Annotated in this window: 14 protein-coding genes; 6 read left to right on the forward strand and 8 right to left on the reverse strand. The window is 70.9% G+C overall.

Going from position 1 to position 13,792, the window contains the following annotated elements; genetic code table 11:
• Positions 1 to 24 precede the first annotated feature (24 nt).
• Positions 25 to 1,545 (forward strand): SDR family NAD(P)-dependent oxidoreductase, encoded by a 1,521-nt coding sequence (locus ABRP18_RS01820; protein ID WP_113681690.1) that lies wholly within the window; start codon positions 25 to 27, stop codon positions 1,543 to 1,545.
• A gap of 12 nt (positions 1,546 to 1,557) precedes the next feature.
• Here ABRP18_RS01820 and ABRP18_RS01825 read toward each other — a convergent pair whose 3' ends face one another.
• A complete protein-coding gene (locus tag ABRP18_RS01825) occupies positions 1,558 to 1,896 on the reverse strand; it encodes a helix-turn-helix domain-containing protein (protein WP_046746907.1) in 339 nt (112 codons plus the stop codon).
• 77 nt (positions 1,897 to 1,973) lie between these two features.
• Between ABRP18_RS01825 and ABRP18_RS01830 the strand changes: the two genes are divergently transcribed.
• A complete protein-coding gene (locus ABRP18_RS01830; RefSeq protein ID WP_046746906.1) occupies positions 1,974 to 2,630 on the forward strand; it encodes an FMN-dependent NADH-azoreductase in 657 nt (218 codons plus the stop codon).
• A gap of 102 nt (positions 2,631 to 2,732) precedes the next feature.
• Here ABRP18_RS01830 and ABRP18_RS01835 read toward each other — a convergent pair whose 3' ends face one another.
• Positions 2,733 to 3,812: a HAMP domain-containing sensor histidine kinase gene (locus ABRP18_RS01835; protein ID WP_046746905.1), complete on the reverse strand. Its 1,080-nt coding sequence runs from the start codon at positions 3,810 to 3,812 to the stop codon at positions 2,733 to 2,735.
• Positions 3,813 to 3,822: 10 nt separating this feature from the next.
• Positions 3,823 to 4,494 carry a response regulator transcription factor gene (locus ABRP18_RS01840; protein WP_046746904.1) on the reverse strand — a complete coding sequence of 224 codons (672 nt, stop codon included), beginning with the start codon at positions 4,492 to 4,494 and terminating at the stop codon, positions 3,823 to 3,825.
• An 87-nt stretch (positions 4,495 to 4,581) separates the two neighbouring features.
• Between ABRP18_RS01840 and ABRP18_RS01845 the strand changes: the two genes are divergently transcribed.
• The 4 genes from ABRP18_RS01845 to ABRP18_RS01860 are packed head-to-tail and all read left to right on the forward strand — an operon-like array spanning position 4,582 to position 7,752.
• Entirely contained in the window at positions 4,582 to 5,244 is a 663-nt protein-coding gene (locus tag ABRP18_RS01845; RefSeq protein WP_349885407.1) for a M15 family metallopeptidase, read from the forward strand.
• Positions 5,241 to 6,365, forward strand: a complete 1,125-nt coding sequence (gene alr, locus ABRP18_RS01850; RefSeq protein WP_349885408.1) for an alanine racemase — start codon at positions 5,241 to 5,243, stop codon at positions 6,363 to 6,365. The genes ABRP18_RS01845 and alr overlap by 4 nt, the downstream gene beginning before the upstream one ends.
• On the forward strand, positions 6,362 to 7,309 hold the full coding sequence (locus tag ABRP18_RS01855) for a D-alanine--D-alanine ligase (protein WP_061018644.1): 948 nt from the start codon (positions 6,362 to 6,364) through the stop codon (positions 7,307 to 7,309). Before alr ends, ABRP18_RS01855 begins: the two co-directional genes overlap by 4 nt.
• A 53-nt stretch (positions 7,310 to 7,362) precedes the next feature.
• A complete protein-coding gene (locus tag ABRP18_RS01860) occupies positions 7,363 to 7,752 on the forward strand; it encodes a VOC family protein (RefSeq protein WP_046746974.1) in 390 nt (129 codons plus the stop codon).
• A gap of 79 nt (positions 7,753 to 7,831) precedes the next feature.
• On the opposite strand, the gene ABRP18_RS01865 is transcribed toward ABRP18_RS01860, so the two are convergent.
• The 5 genes from ABRP18_RS01865 to ABRP18_RS01885 are packed head-to-tail and all read right to left on the reverse strand — an operon-like array spanning position 7,832 to position 13,769.
• Positions 7,832 to 8,848, reverse strand: a complete 1,017-nt coding sequence (locus ABRP18_RS01865; protein WP_046746898.1) for an ABC transporter substrate-binding protein — start codon at positions 8,846 to 8,848, stop codon at positions 7,832 to 7,834.
• Positions 8,849 to 8,858: 10 nt separating this feature from the next.
• Entirely contained in the window at positions 8,859 to 9,641 is a 783-nt protein-coding gene (locus ABRP18_RS01870) for an ABC transporter ATP-binding protein (protein WP_349885409.1), read from the reverse strand.
• Complete coding sequence (locus ABRP18_RS01875; RefSeq protein ID WP_197077665.1) at positions 9,638 to 10,783, reverse strand: iron ABC transporter permease; 1,146 nt, start codon at positions 10,781 to 10,783, stop codon at positions 9,638 to 9,640. Before ABRP18_RS01875 ends, ABRP18_RS01870 begins: the two co-directional genes overlap by 4 nt.
• Positions 10,780 to 12,570 (reverse strand): prolyl oligopeptidase family serine peptidase, encoded by a 1,791-nt coding sequence (locus ABRP18_RS01880; RefSeq protein ID WP_349885410.1) that lies wholly within the window; start codon positions 12,568 to 12,570, stop codon positions 10,780 to 10,782. The genes ABRP18_RS01875 and ABRP18_RS01880 overlap by 4 nt, the downstream gene beginning before the upstream one ends.
• Positions 12,567 to 13,769 (reverse strand): hypothetical protein, encoded by a 1,203-nt coding sequence (locus ABRP18_RS01885; protein ID WP_349885411.1) that lies wholly within the window; start codon positions 13,767 to 13,769, stop codon positions 12,567 to 12,569. Before ABRP18_RS01885 ends, ABRP18_RS01880 begins: the two co-directional genes overlap by 4 nt.
• Positions 13,770 to 13,792: the final 23 nt, after the last annotated feature.

Consider the following 13,792-nt stretch of genomic DNA (forward strand, 5'->3'; position numbering starts at 1 on the left):
GGACACTCGCGTAAAATCGGGACAATGACCGACGCCCCCTCCGACGCTGCACCCGACCTCGGACCGGGCGTCGACCCCGAAGATCTCGCCACGACGCTGCGCGTGCTGCGCGAGCTGCACCGGATCGACAACGAGCACCCCGATTTCATCGCGGTACGCCAGGCCACCGCGGCGATGTTCAAAGACGTGAAGCGGGTGCGCCGCAAGCAGATCCGTGACGCGATCGCCGAGGCCGACAAAGCCGTGGTGGCCCGCACCGCCACGGGTGCCCCCGACCGCATCGACGATGAGACCCGTGGCAACGATCTCGCCACCAGCGTCGTCGACGCCCCGATCGCGGGCGAGCTGCTGAAGCCCCGCAACTGCTACATCTGCAAGCAGCCGTACACACAGGTCGACGCTTTCTACCACCAGCTCTGCCCGGACTGCGCCCGCTTCAGCCACGGCAAGCGCAACGCCCGCACCGACCTCACCGGCAAGCGCGCCCTGCTCACGGGTGGCCGCGCGAAGATCGGCATGCACATCGCGCTGCGGCTGCTGCGTGACGGCGCGCACACCACGATCACGACCCGCTTCCCGCGCGACGCCGTGCGACGCTTCTCGGCCCTGCCCGACTCGGCCGACTGGCTGCACCGCCTGCGCGTGGTCGGCATCGACCTGCGCGACCCTGCTCAGGTGATCGGCCTGGCGGACTCGGTCGCCGCTCAGGGCCCGCTCGACATCCTCATCAACAACGCCGCACAGACCGTACGCCGCTCGCCGGGTGCTTACTCCCTGTTGGCGGATGCCGAGCTGCAGCCCCTCCCCGACGGACCCCTGCCCGAGATGGAGACCTTCGGGCACACGGCCGACCCGCACCCGCAGGCGCTGCAGGCCTCGGTCGATGCTCATCCGCTGCTCTCGGTCGCGGCCCTCGGCGGCACGGTCGCCGAGCAGGGTGGTCAGGCACTCACGGCCGAAGATCTCGCGCGCCTCGCGATGGCGCCCGGATCGTCGTCGCTCGAGAAGCATGCCGACGGCACCGCGATCGACGCCGGCGGGCTCGTGCCCGACGTGAACCGCGTCAACAGCTGGGTGCAGTCGATCGAGCAGGTCGATCCGCTCGAGATGCTCGAGGTGCAGCTCGCGAACACGACAGCGCCGTTCCTGCTGATCAGCCGTCTGCGTGCCTCGATGGCCGCGTCCGATGCGCACCGCAAGTACGTGGTCAACGTCTCGGCGATGGAGGGACAGTTCTCCCGCCGCTACAAGGGTCCTGGACACCCGCACACGAACATGGCCAAGGCCGCGCTCAACATGCTCACCCGCACCAGCGCGGGGGAGATGCTGGAGAAGGACGGCATCCTCATGACCGCCGTCGACACGGGCTGGATCACGGACGAGCGTCCGCACTACACGAAGGTGCGCCTCGCCGAAGAGGGTTTCCATGCCCCGCTCGACCTGGTCGACGGTGCCGCCCGCGTGTACGACCCGATCGTGCGTGGCGAGGCCGGCGAGGACATCCACGGCGTGTTCCTCAAGGACTACGAGCCCAGCCCCTGGTGAGGGAAGTTCGGGTCAGTGAGCGCGCTCGGCGAGGTTCGCCGAGGCCCACTGCCCGAGCTGGTTCAGGATCGGCAGCAGTCCTTCTCCCGCGGGCGTGAGCGCGTACGACACGGTCACCGGCGGACCGGCATCGACCGTGCGTGCGACGAGTCCGGCGTCGGCGAGCTCCGCCAGGCGATCGGAGAGCACGGTGTCGCTGATGCCGTCCACGGCGCGGCGGAGTGAGACGAACGTCGTGGGTCCGCCCCCGAGCGACGACACGATCATGCCGTTCCACCGCTTCCCGAGCACGCTGAAGGCCAGTGTGACGGCGGCGTCGCACACCTGACGCCCTTCGTCGGTCCCGGACATCCCCCCATCCTACCCGTGCTACGTTAACCGATGTCGCTAAGAAAAACAGAGCGACTACGAAAACGAGAGGTAGGCCCATGTCCCTGTTCCGCCTGGATGCCAGCATCCTTCCCGCGTCGTCCGCCAGCCGTGCGCTCGCCGACATCGTCGAGGCCGAGTGGACCGCGTCGCACCCCGATTCGACCGTCTTCCGTCGCGATCTGGCGAGCGACCCCGTGCCCGCGACCGCGTGGGCGGATGCCGTGACGGGTGGATTCGTCGACGAGGCCCAGCGGACCCCTGCGCAGAACGAGGCTCGCGCCCTCGCGACGCAGTTCGCCGACGAGCTCATCGGCGCCGACGCTCTGCTGTTCGCGGTGCCGCTCTACAATTACGGCGTCTCGCAGCACTTCAAGACCTGGTTCGATCTCGCCTACACCGACGCACGCATCGATCCGACCGGTACCGCGTTGAACGGCAAGCCGGCGACCCTGGTCACCGTGCTCGGCGGCAACTACGCGCCCGGTTCGCCCAAGGAGGGCTGGGACCACTCGACCGGCTGGCTGCGACGCGTGCTCGAAGACGTCTGGGGTCTCGATCTGCGCGTCGTGCAGCGTCCGTTCACGCTGGTCGGCGTCAACCCGGCGCTCGACGCGTTCGCCGACACCGCGCGCGAGCTCAAGGAGAACGCCGAAGCCGACGCCCGCACCTACGGCCGCGAGCTCGCCGCGACACGCGACCCGCGGGTGGCCTGAGCCCCGCGGCGCCGACTTCCCCCGTCTTCGAATCGCGCCGATGGTTCCTTCTGGGCCCGGCATCCGACCATCTGCGCGATTCGAGACACCGGGGGCGGTCGGTCAGCCGGGAAGGCCCGTCGGGTAGGGGTGCGGCAGCCACACGGTCACGATCAGACCGCCGTCCGTCCGCGGGGTGAGGACGAGCGTGCCGTTGTGCGCCTGCGTGATGCGGTCGACGATCGCAAGGCCGAGCCCCGCCCCCGCATGGTCGTCGCCGCGGGTGCGCTCCGCCCCGCGCTGGAACGGCTCGACAAGGGTGGCGACCTGATGCGCAGGCAACTGTTCACCGGTGTTCTCCACGACCAGCGCGACCGCGTGCGGCATCGAGTGCGTGCGCACGGCAACGGCCCCGCCGGTCGGAAGGTTGTGCACGATCGCGTTGAGGACGAGGTTCATGACCAGCTGCGGCAGCAGCGCCGCCGACCCGAGCACCGACGCGGGGACGCCGCCGACCTCCAGTGCGACTCCTCGACGGTCGGCGAGGGGAACCAGCGCCTCGACGGCCTCCTCGGCGAGAAGGGAGAGATCGACGATCTCGCGCGGGAACGTCCGGCGATCCGCCCGGCTAAGCAGCAGCAGCGCCTCCGTGAGGTCGATCGCACGCGTGTTCACCCGCTGCAGTCGGGCGATCAGCTCGTCCACGTCGCGGTCCGGGTCGTCACGGGCGACCTCGAGCAGCGCCTGCGAGATCGCGAGAGGCGTGCGCAGCTCATGCGAGGCGTTCGCGGCGAACCGCTGCTGCTCGGCGACGTGGGCTTCGAGCTGCTCGAGCATCGAGTCGAAGACATCGGCCAGATCGCGGAACTCGTCGCGAGGGCCGGGCAGCGCGATCCGGTGCGAGAGCGAGCCCTGCGCCGCCAGTCGCGCAGCGTCGCCGATGCGTTCCAGAGGTGCCAGCATGCGTCCGGCCAGCAGCCATCCGCCGCCGAGGCCGATGGCCAGCAGTGCCACCATGACCGTCGAGGCGACCGGCACGAACGCCCTGATCAGGTCGGAGCGGTTGGGAACGCGGATGTCCGCGGAGATCTGCACGTCGGGCACGTAGCGCAGCAGGTACAGGGCCACCGCGGCGAGCAGCAGCAGTCCGGAGACCACCACGATGCCCGCATAGCTGAGGGTGAGCTTGAGGCGAGCGCTCATCCCACGGCGCCTAGGCATCGGCATCCGTTCCGATCCGGTATCCGACACCCGGCACGGTGAGGATGATCCACGGCTCGCCCAGGCGTTTGCGCAGCGAGGAGACCGTGATGCGCACGGCGTTCGTGAACGGGTCGGCGTTCTCGTCCCAGGCGCGCTCGAGCAGCTCCTCCGCGCTGACGACACCGCCCTCGGCGTCGACGAGCACCTCCAGCACGGCGAACTGCTTGCGGGTGAGCGCCACGTAGCGGTCGTCGCGGTACACCTCCCGGCGGAACGGATCGAGGCGAAGGCCGGAGACCTCCAGCACGGGAGGCCGACTGCGCTGGCGGCGACGGTCGAGGGCCCGCAGACGCAGCACCAGCTCGCGCATCTCGAACGGCTTGGTGAGGTAGTCGTCCGCACCGATCTCGAAGCCGCTCGCCTTGTCGTCGAGGCGGTCGGCTGCGGTGAGCATGAGGATGGGGATGCCGCTTCCCGACGCGACGATCCAGCGGGCGATGTCGTCGCCGGAGGGCCCGGGCACGTCGCGGTCGAGCACGGCGAGGTCGTAGGAGTTGATGCTCAGCAGCTCCAGCGCCGTGTCGCCGTGGCCCGCGATATCGGCCGCGATCGCCTCGAGGCGCAGCCCATCGCGGATCGCCTCGGCGAGGTAGGGCTCGTCCTCGACGATCAGCACACGCATGGCAGCGATCCTACGCACCCCGGCATATCGCGAGCATATGGAAAAGCGCATACGCCCTGGCAACCGGCTCCCTTCTTCACTGGGAGCATGAACACCAACAGCTCGTCCCTCCCGCTGCGGGCACGTCGTCGCCGTCGGGCCGCCGGCGTCGTGGTCGCGCTCGCCGCCGCCGTGATCCTGGCGTTCGCGGTGCAGCAGTCGTTGTCCGTGGCTTTCGCCGACACGGCGAAGACGTTCCCCACGCCCGTGCCGACCCCGGTGCCCGACGAGGTGCAGCCCGTCGACGTGCCGGGCGACGCCGACGGAGCGATTCGTGACGGGGATCAGCCCACGGTGTTCGACGTGGACCGCGTCGCGGTCGGCAACCTCGACCCCGCGCTGCTCGACGCCCTGCAGCGGGCGGCCTCGGATGCCGAGCGCGACGGCGTCACGTTCCTGGTGAACAGCGGATGGCGCTCGCCGGGGCTGCAGGAACGGATGCTCCAGGACGCGATCGTCGATTACGGCTCGGAGGACGAAGCGCGGCGATGGGTGGCGACACCGCAGACGTCGGCGCACGTGTCTGGCGACGCCGTGGATGTCGGTCCGCTGCCCACGCTCGACTGGCTCGCCCAGCACGGCTCCGACTACGGACTGTGCCAGACCTACGCGAACGAGTCATGGCACTACGAGCTGCGCCCCGAGGCGATCGATCAGGGGTGCCCCGAGATGTATGCCGATCCCACCGAAGACCCGAGGATGCAGCGATGACCACCATGACCGCCCCTCGTCCCGCGATCGCCTCGCGCCTGCACGCGCCGACGCTGACCACGCTCCCCGACGCCGTCGCCGAGAACGTCCGGATCGTCAGGGCGGCGACTCCGGTGCCGATCATGGCCGTCGTGAAGGCCGACGGCTACGGACACGGTGCCGTCGTCGTGGCAACGGCTGCGGTCGCGGCGGGCGCCGAGTGGCTCGGGGTGACGCAGGTCGCCGAGGGCGTCGCACTCCGCGAGGCCGGACTCACGGTGCCCATCCTCTCCTGGCTGAACCCGGCGGGTATCGACGCCGAGGCGGCGGCGGAGCATCGCATCGATATCGCGGTGGGCTCCGCCGAAGAGCTTCGCCAGCTGAGCTCGGACACGTCGCACCCGGTCAGGGTGCACCTGCATCTGGACACCGGGATGGCCCGTGGCGGGTCTCCGCTGGACGAGTGGCCAGAGCTCTTCCGACTGGCGCGCGCCAGCAGAGGGCGGATCGAGGTCGTGGGGGTCATGGGTCATCTGCCGCGCGCCGACGAGGGCGATCCGGGCGCGAACGCGGCGGCCGTGCTGCGCATGCGGCAGGGCAGGGATGCGGTCCTGCGTGCCGGCCTCGGACCGGTGCTCGTGCATCTGGCGGCGACGTCGGGGGCGCTGACCGATCCCGCGACCCATTTCGGGATGGTGCGGATCGGCGCAGGACTCGTCGGGATCGACCCCTCGGAGACGACGCCACTGATCGGGGCTTCACGATGGACCGCGCCCGTCGTGCATGGGGCTCTCGCCCCGGCGGGCACGGCTGTCGGGTATGCGGGAACGCATGTCAGCCGTGCGGAGACGCACCTCGCGGTGGTGGGCGTCGGCTACGCGGATGGGATCCCGCGAGAGCTCGCGCCGGGCGCCGGCGTCGAGATCGGCGGCGTGCGGTATCCGATCGTCGGACGGGTGTCGATGGATCAGATCGTGGTGGACACGGGTGCCGCGCTGTTCCCGCGCGGCACGATCGCGACCGTGTTCGGGCCGGACGGGGGCGCGGTGCCCTCGGTGCAGGAGTGGGCGCGGTGGGCGGGGACGATCCCGCACACCATCGTCACCGGGATCGGAGCGCGAGTGCGGAGGAGCGCGGCATGACGAGGGTGCTGGTCATCGGGGGAGGGCAGAACGCCGAGCACGACGTGTCGTTGGCGTCGGCGGCCGCGGTCGGTGCAGCCCTGCGGCTGGGCGGTCACGAGGTGACGTGCGTGACCATCGATCGAGACGGCATCTGGCGCGTCGACGGGCGCCCGAACGGGGGATCCGCCGCCGAGTCGCTGGCGCTCGCGCTCCCGCTGCTCACTCGCACGGACGTGGTCTTCCCGGCCGTACACGGTGCGCTCGGCGAGGACGGGGCGCTGGCGGCTCTCTGCGCCCTCGCCGGAGTGCGCGTGGTGGGCTCGGGGCTGCGCGCCGGTGCGATCGGCATGGACAAATGGACGACGAAGCTGGTGGCGGACGCGGTGGGGATCGGCACCGCCCGCGGGCGGCTGATCACGGCGGACGACATCGGGGATGTGGAGTTCGACGGCGAGGTCGTGGTGAAACCGGTCTCGGCGGGGTCGAGCCACGGCGTGAGTCTCGTGACCCAGGAGGAGGATCTGCTCGCCGCGCTGCACGAGGCCGCGCGCTTCGACCGGCGCATCCTCGTCGAGGAGGTCGTCAGGGCGCGCGAGATCGACGTGGCCGTGCTGCGCGAGAAGGGGGGCATCCGGTGGGCGGCTCCGCCGCTGGAGATCCACGCGACCGGTCTCTTCGACACGGCGACGAAGTACGACGGAAGTGCGCGTTTCACGGTGCCGGCGCAGCTCGACGCGGGCGAGGCGGCGGCCCTCAAGCGCGCTGCGATCGCGATGTTCGACGCCCTGGGGTGCGACGGCGTCGCGCGGATGGACTTCTTCCTCACGGACAGGGGTCCCCTGCTGAACGAGGTGAACACGATGCCGGGGCTGACCGCGGCGTCGCAGGTGCCGCGGATGTTCGCCGCGGCGGGAGTGGATTACGTCGACCTGGTCGGCAGGCTCGTGCGCGCCGCGGGGTGAGAGGGAGCCGAGAAGGCATCGACAAGCGCGCCGAGGAGGCGGATGCTGGAGCCATGGCAGCTTTCACAGCGGACAACGCGTTCAGCGGATTCAGCGTCGACGACATCGACGCGGCGGAGGAGTTCTACGGCGCGACGCTCGGGCTCGACGTCGAGCGCAACGCGATGGGGTTCCTCGACCTGCGCCTGCCCCGTGGCGGCTCGATCCTCGTGTACTCGAAGCCGAACCACACGCCGGCGAGCTTCACGATCCTGAACTTCCCGGTGGCGGATGTCGACGCCGCCGTGGACGAGCTCATCGCCCGGGGCGTCCAGACGAAGATCTACAGCGACGAGGAGTTCCCCTCCGACGAGCGCGGCATCGTCCGCGGGAACGGGCGAGGGCCGGACATCGCGTGGTTCCGCGACCCCGCGGGCAACGTCCTCGCCGTCATGCAGGCCTAGCCCGGAGACTGCGCCCCCGGGAGCACAAGAGCTTCCCGGGGGTGCAGCCACGCGGGGGTGCGGGTGGAGGAAGTGATGCTCAGTCGAAGACGACGTCCGGGTGGAGGCCCTCGGCGATCAGCCGCACGGCCGAGACGTTCCCGAGTGTGCCGGGGAACAGGTCGGTCGACGGCACCGCGATCAGTCGACCGTCGCGCACGGCGGGCATGTCGGGGAACGTCGCGGCGAGGTAGGAGCGGACGGCCGCCTCGTGCGCGGGGTCGGACACCGCGAAGACGATCGCGTCCGGTGCCTCTGACGCGAGCGACTCCGGGGTGATCTCGGCGGCGAAGAAATCGGCGAACGCGGGATCGTCCGGCGTGAAGACGTTGTCGGCACCGGCGCGCTTCAGGATGTCGTACTCGATGCCGGCACCGATCGCGGTGAGGGTCGTGCCCTCCACGAAGACCTGGGCGACGCGGGGGCGATCCTTGCCTTCGAGCGCCGCATCGACGGTCGCGAGCTCGGCCTTGGACGACTCGATCAGGTCGTTCGCCTCGTCCTCGACGTGGAAGATCTCGCCGAGGTTCTCGAGGTCGATGAAGAGGTCGTCGACCGTGCCCTCCATGCGCCGGTCGAAGCATCCGCCGGTCGCGGTGTACGCGGCGACGCCGGCCTCGGAGAGCTGCTCGATGCTGGCGAAGCCCTGCTCCGCGGTGAACTCGTAGGTGGTCGGCGAGTAGACGAAGTCGGGTTCGACGGCGAGCAGTTCCTCCCGGCTGGGCGGTGCGTCTCCGCCGATGACGGGCACATCGGCCGCGAGGTCTGCGACATCGCTCGGCAGCTCGTCCGCGGTGGCCTGCGCCTGTCCGACGAGCGAATCGGCGAGGCCCAGGCGCAGCAGCAGCTCGGTCTGCGAGGGGTGCAGTCCGACGACGGCCGTCGGCGTGGCCGGGATCTCGACCGTGCGGCCGCAGTTCTCGATGCTGATCGCCTCTCCGGAGGAGGCGGGCGCTGCTCCCGTGGAGACTCCGCTCCCGCAGGCGGTGAGGGCGATCGCGCCGAGGCCGACGGAGACGGCGGCGAGCAGGCGGGTGGGTCGGGTACGTGGTGTCATTCTTCTTCTCCTAGGTGAGGGGTCGGGGTTGTCTGGGGTGGAAGGTCATCGCGCGTGCTCCCGTGTCGACCTCGACGGCGATGCGGGCGATCACATGGAAGACCTCGTCGACGAGCGCGGGGGTGAGCACGGTGTCCGGAGCGCCGAAGGCGACGATCCTGCCCTCGTCGATCACCGCGACGTCATCGCAGAACGCGGCGGCGATGTTGAGATCGTGGAGGGCGGCGATCACGGTCGTGCCGAGTCCGCTCACCACACGCATGAGATCGAGCTGGTGCGCGATGTCGAGGTGGTTCGTCGGTTCATCCAGCACGAGGATCTCGCCGCTCTGCGCGAGGGCTCTGGCGAGCATCACCCGCTGGCGCTGACCGCCCGAGAGTCGACGCACCAGCCGCTCGCCGAGATCGTGCACGTCCGCGGTGCGCAGGGCCTGGTCGACGATGTGCTGATCCTCCGGGGTGTCCCGGCTGAACGGCGGACGGTGGGGTGAGCGGCCCACCAGCACCGTCTCGCGCACGGTCAGATCGAACTCGGACGGGGCGTCCTGGAGCATGACGGACACGGTGCGCGCGAGCGTACGCGGCGGCAGCTGCGAGACGTCGACCCCGTCGATCAGGACACGCCCCCGCTGCGGACGCTGACCCGTGAACAGGGTGCGCAGCAGGGTGGATTTGCCGCTGCCGTTCGGGCCGAGGAGCCCCACGATGCGGCCTGTGCCGACCTCGAGGTCGACCCCGTGCAGCACCGTGCGGCCACCGCGGGCGACACTCACGCCGTCGAAGTGCACGCTCATCGGTCGAACCCCGCCCGATCGCCTCCGCTGCGCATCAACCACAGGAAGAACGGAGCCCCGACGAAGGCGGTGAGGATGCCGAGCGGGATCTCGGTGGGCATCGCGACCGTCCGTGCGAGCAGGTCGGCGACCATCAGGAACAGTGCACCGCCGAGGATCGTGATGGGCAGCATCCGCCGATGGTCGGAGCCCACGAGGAGTCGGGCCATGTGCGGCACGACGAGCCCGACGAATCCGATGCCGCCGCTCACGGCGACGATCGCTCCGGTCAGCAGCGAGGCGAGCACGAGCAGCACGCCGCGCACCCGGGTCGTGCGCACTCCGACGGCCATCGCCGACTCGTCGCCCGCGAGCAGCGCGTTCATGGAGCGGGAGAGTCCGAACACCGCGATGCAGGCGATCGCGAGCGCGACCGCAGGGATCAAGAGCGTCGACATGTCGGCGGCCGACACGCTCCCGAGCAGGAAGAACATCACGCTCACCACGTTCTGGGCGTCGGTGGTGAGGGTGAGGTAGCTGGTCACCGCGCTCAGCAGGGCGCCCAGCGCGACCCCGGCGAGGATCATCCTGGTCGGGGACAGCTCTCCGCGGATGCGCGCGAGCATGGCCACCAGGAGGCAGGCGACCATCGCCCCCACGAACGCCGCACCGCTCATCGACAGACCGAGGAAGGTGGCACCGCCCGAGACGATCACCAGCACGGCGCCGACGCTCGCGCCCGAGGAGACGCCGAGGATGTAAGGCTCGGCGAGGGGATTACGCACGACGGCCTGCATCATCGCTCCGGCGAGAGCCAGTCCCGCTCCCGAGAGTGCGGCCAGGAGCGACCGGGGCACCCGGAACTGCCACACGGCCTGGTCCTGCAGCGGGGTGAGCGTTCCGTCCGTCATCCAGGGCATGCCGGGGATCAGGTGGCCGATCACGATCTTGGCGGCATCGAGGGGGGAGACGGCGACGGGGCCGGTGGCTGCGGAGACCACGAGGACGAGAACGGCGAGCACGGCGATCGTCGTCACGGTCGGGCCTACCGGGAGCACCCGTCGACTTCCTCTGCGGGGCAGAGTGCGCTGTTCGCTCGGCTGCCGTCGGAAGGGCAGGCGTCTGGCGCGTCGTTCGGTGAGAACGGCCGTCGAATCGCTCATCGGGTGCCTCCGGTCGTGCTGCCTGACGCGATGCGCTTCGTGGCCGTGACCGTGACCGATGTTGCGAAGTCGAGCAATGCGAGGCCGAGGTCGTGCAGGGCGACGGACTCGTTCGCGCCGTGGCCTGCCCCCGCTGCCGTCCATGAGCGGGCCGAGCCGCCCGTTCGACGCAGCGACTCGACCATCCGATGCGTGTCGCGTGCGAGGACCCTGGTGTCTTCGCCGAGCACCACTCCCAGGTAGGAGGGGACCGGCGCACCGACCGGAAGCGACTCGGCGCGTGCGAGCGGAGACAGCGCGCCGAGCCGGGCACGGGACGCGGGTGTGCCGTCGTCGCCGAACTCTGCACGCCAGCTCGACCCGAGCGGATGATCGTCGAGGGCGAGCAGGTCGAGCGGGGCCGCTGTGGTCACGAACCCCGCGCACAGCTCCGGATGTTCGAGCGCGCACGCGGCGGCGACGACCCCGCCCAGCGAGGCCCCGGCGAGGACGAGCAGATCCGGGCGGGTGACACCGGCCGCGATGAGACCGCGGGCGACGTCGGCGAGGTCGGCGACCGTGCGGTGCTTGCGCTCGCCGTATCCTGCTTGGCGCCAGGCCTCACCGCGCTCGCCTCCGCCACGGAGCTGTGCGGAGGCGTAGGCACCTCCGAACCCGACCCATGCGGGCACGGTCGGTTCGAACACGGGCAGGTGCGGCACGCCGAAGCCGCCGTAGCAGGTGAGGATCAGCGGCAGCGGGCCCGTCGTCCCCGCGGCCGGGATCCCCTCCGCGGCACTCGGCGACGTCACGTGCACCGTGAGGGTCGCGCCGTCGCCGGCCGGGATGTCGTGGCGCACGGTGGTCGCGCGGGAGGAGGAGGGCGGCAGGATCGTGGTGCCGAGCTGTGCGCGCTCGACGATGCGGGGTGGCGTGAGGGGGCCTTCGACGCCCAGACGCAGTACGCCGTCGTCGACGCCGATCATCGTCGTGGTGAGCACATCGGCGTCGGAGGAGGCAGGTTCTGTGCGGCCGACCTCGATGCCGTCGTCGAGGTCGACGAGCACGCTCCGCCCTTCCGTGACGGCGAGCACCACCACCCGGTCGTCCTGCACCGCGACGTCGACGATCCGTACATCGGGGTCGTGCCAGTGCCAGGGCGCGCGGTCATCTGCCGCATCGGCTGCGGCGTCGATCAGCACGGCATCCAGACCCCGGTCATGCCATACGAGCACCCCGGTGCCGAGTCGCCAGGCGCGGAACAGCGCGGACCACCGTCCCAGCGGCGTCCCCGTCGCCCGGTCGGTCAGAGTGGTTCCCGCACCGGCGGAGCTGAGGGCGCGCAGGCCGCTCTCTCCTCCGGGGAACAGTCGCAGCCGGCCCTCGCTCGGCAGGGGAGCCACCTCTGTCTCGCCCGTCTCCACGTCGAGGGTCACGAGCCGGCGGTCGCGGCTGGCGACCACGTCGAGGCTCCGCGAATCGGCCGCCCAGAGCACGGTGTCGTAGCGGAGACGGATGTCGGGGTGGAGGCGCAGTGTGCCGGCGGCGACATCGACGAGGCCGAAGACGGCATTCTCGTCGGCGGTGGGTGCCCATTCCACCGCGATGCGGCTGCGGTCGGGGGAGGGGAAGATGCGATGGAGGTGGCCGTCCGGCTCGATCACGGTCGAGCCGTCGAGGCGATGGATGCCGCGGCAGCTGCGGTCGGCGGCCCGCCCCAGGGTGAAGCCGCCGACCGGGAGCCCCGGCCGACCGTGGCGTTCGGCGCGCGCGAGGGCATCGTCGAGCACGGCCCGATGCGCGTTCATCGGCCCACCAGGTCGTCGACGCGGTCGCCATCGGACGCCCAGAGCAGATGCCCGCCCTCGTCGAGCGGGGTGGGGAGCTCGACCGTCGAGATCTCGGTTCCGTCGAGGAGGAGGATCGTGCCGTCGCCACCGCTGGTGACCGCGATCGTGCCGCCGACGGGGTCGATCGCAATGGACCGGCGCTGCGCGGGGCGACCGTCGACGCCGTCCCACGGCAGCCGTCCGGCGCGAGGGGGATGCGTCATCGCCGGGATCGGCACGACCCGGGAGACACGTGCCTCCTCGCGATCGATCACGAGCACCGCGTCTCCGTCGGGGTGGATGACCGAGACGGCTGCAACACCTGCAGCCAGCGCGAATCGGAACGCGAGCCCCGGCGGCAGCGGCACGGCGCGGGAGGTTCCGGATGCGAGGTCGATCTCGACGAAGGTGTTCGTCCATTCCGGCCACGATCCCGGCGAGGCCGGACCCCCGCGCACGATCCCCGTCACCCGCCCGGTGTCACCGGCGAGACGCAGGTAGTACGCCCGTCCGTCGACGGGCCAGGGGACGATGCCGATGGCCCGGGGCGCACCGCCGTCGACGACGAAGCGCTCGAGGCCGCGGCTCGTCGCGATGCCGAGGATGCCGGAGGCGGGGTCGATCACGTCGCCGTGGCCGTCTGCGGCGAGGTCGGTGAGAAGGCCTCCGCGGAGTACCGGCGCGTGGGGGCCGACCGCGAGCGCCGCGGCGAGGGGGATCGTTTCGACGGCTCCCGGTGCGCGGTGACGGAGCACGATCGTCGGTTCGCCCGAGGCCTGGTCGGGAGCCACGACGACCCCGGGTTCGCCGACACGGGCGCGGAACCGCGTGGACGAGTCGGTCGCGAGATCCACGACGGTCACCAGGTCGCTCCAGGCTTCGTCGTTCATGCCCAGGCCGGAGGTGACGACCACGTGACGACCGGACGGGTCGCAGGCGAGGTGCTCGGCGGGGATGGCGATCGGGATGCGTCGTACGGTGCCGCCGCCGACGACCAGAGCGCCGCCGCGGTCGTCGGCGAACGCCCAGCGGTCGTTCGCGCCGGAGGGCAGGCGGAGGAATCCGGCGTGCTCGGCGAGCCAGCTGTCGGCCACCGCGACACGCCGGGAGTCGCCATGAATCTCGAAGACGGTCCCGGCCCGGTGATCAGCGGCGAGGAGGGGGAGGGAGGAAGGCATGTTCGCCAGACTAGTAGATATTG

This window comes from Microbacterium sp. WHRI 7836 (assembly GCF_040223885.2).
GTDB lineage: Bacteria > Actinomycetota > Actinomycetes > Actinomycetales > Microbacteriaceae > Microbacterium > Microbacterium oxydans.

Coding starts and splice junctions, on each gene's coding strand:
- ABRP18_RS01820 (WP_113681690.1), top strand. CDS start 25: ATGACCGACGCCCCCTCCGACGCTGCACCCGACCTCGGACCGGGCGTC.
- ABRP18_RS01825 (WP_046746907.1), bottom strand. CDS start 1,896: ATGTCCGGGACCGACGAAGGGCGTCAGGTGTGCGACGCCGCCGTCACA.
- ABRP18_RS01830 (WP_046746906.1), top strand. CDS start 1,974: ATGTCCCTGTTCCGCCTGGATGCCAGCATCCTTCCCGCGTCGTCCGCC.
- ABRP18_RS01835 (WP_046746905.1), bottom strand. CDS start 3,812: ATGAGCGCTCGCCTCAAGCTCACCCTCAGCTATGCGGGCATCGTGGTG.
- ABRP18_RS01840 (WP_046746904.1), bottom strand. CDS start 4,494: ATGCGTGTGCTGATCGTCGAGGACGAGCCCTACCTCGCCGAGGCGATC.
- ABRP18_RS01845 (WP_349885407.1), top strand. CDS start 4,582: ATGAACACCAACAGCTCGTCCCTCCCGCTGCGGGCACGTCGTCGCCGT.
- alr (WP_349885408.1), top strand. CDS start 5,241: ATGACCACCATGACCGCCCCTCGTCCCGCGATCGCCTCGCGCCTGCAC.
- ABRP18_RS01855 (WP_061018644.1), top strand. CDS start 6,362: ATGACGAGGGTGCTGGTCATCGGGGGAGGGCAGAACGCCGAGCACGAC.
- ABRP18_RS01860 (WP_046746974.1), top strand. CDS start 7,363: ATGGCAGCTTTCACAGCGGACAACGCGTTCAGCGGATTCAGCGTCGAC.
- ABRP18_RS01865 (WP_046746898.1), bottom strand. CDS start 8,848: ATGACACCACGTACCCGACCCACCCGCCTGCTCGCCGCCGTCTCCGTC.
- ABRP18_RS01870 (WP_349885409.1), bottom strand. CDS start 9,641: ATGAGCGTGCACTTCGACGGCGTGAGTGTCGCCCGCGGTGGCCGCACG.
- ABRP18_RS01875 (WP_197077665.1), bottom strand. CDS start 10,783: ATGAGCGATTCGACGGCCGTTCTCACCGAACGACGCGCCAGACGCCTG.
- ABRP18_RS01880 (WP_349885410.1), bottom strand. CDS start 12,570: ATGAACGCGCATCGGGCCGTGCTCGACGATGCCCTCGCGCGCGCCGAA.
- ABRP18_RS01885 (WP_349885411.1), bottom strand. CDS start 13,769: ATGCCTTCCTCCCTCCCCCTCCTCGCCGCTGATCACCGGGCCGGGACC.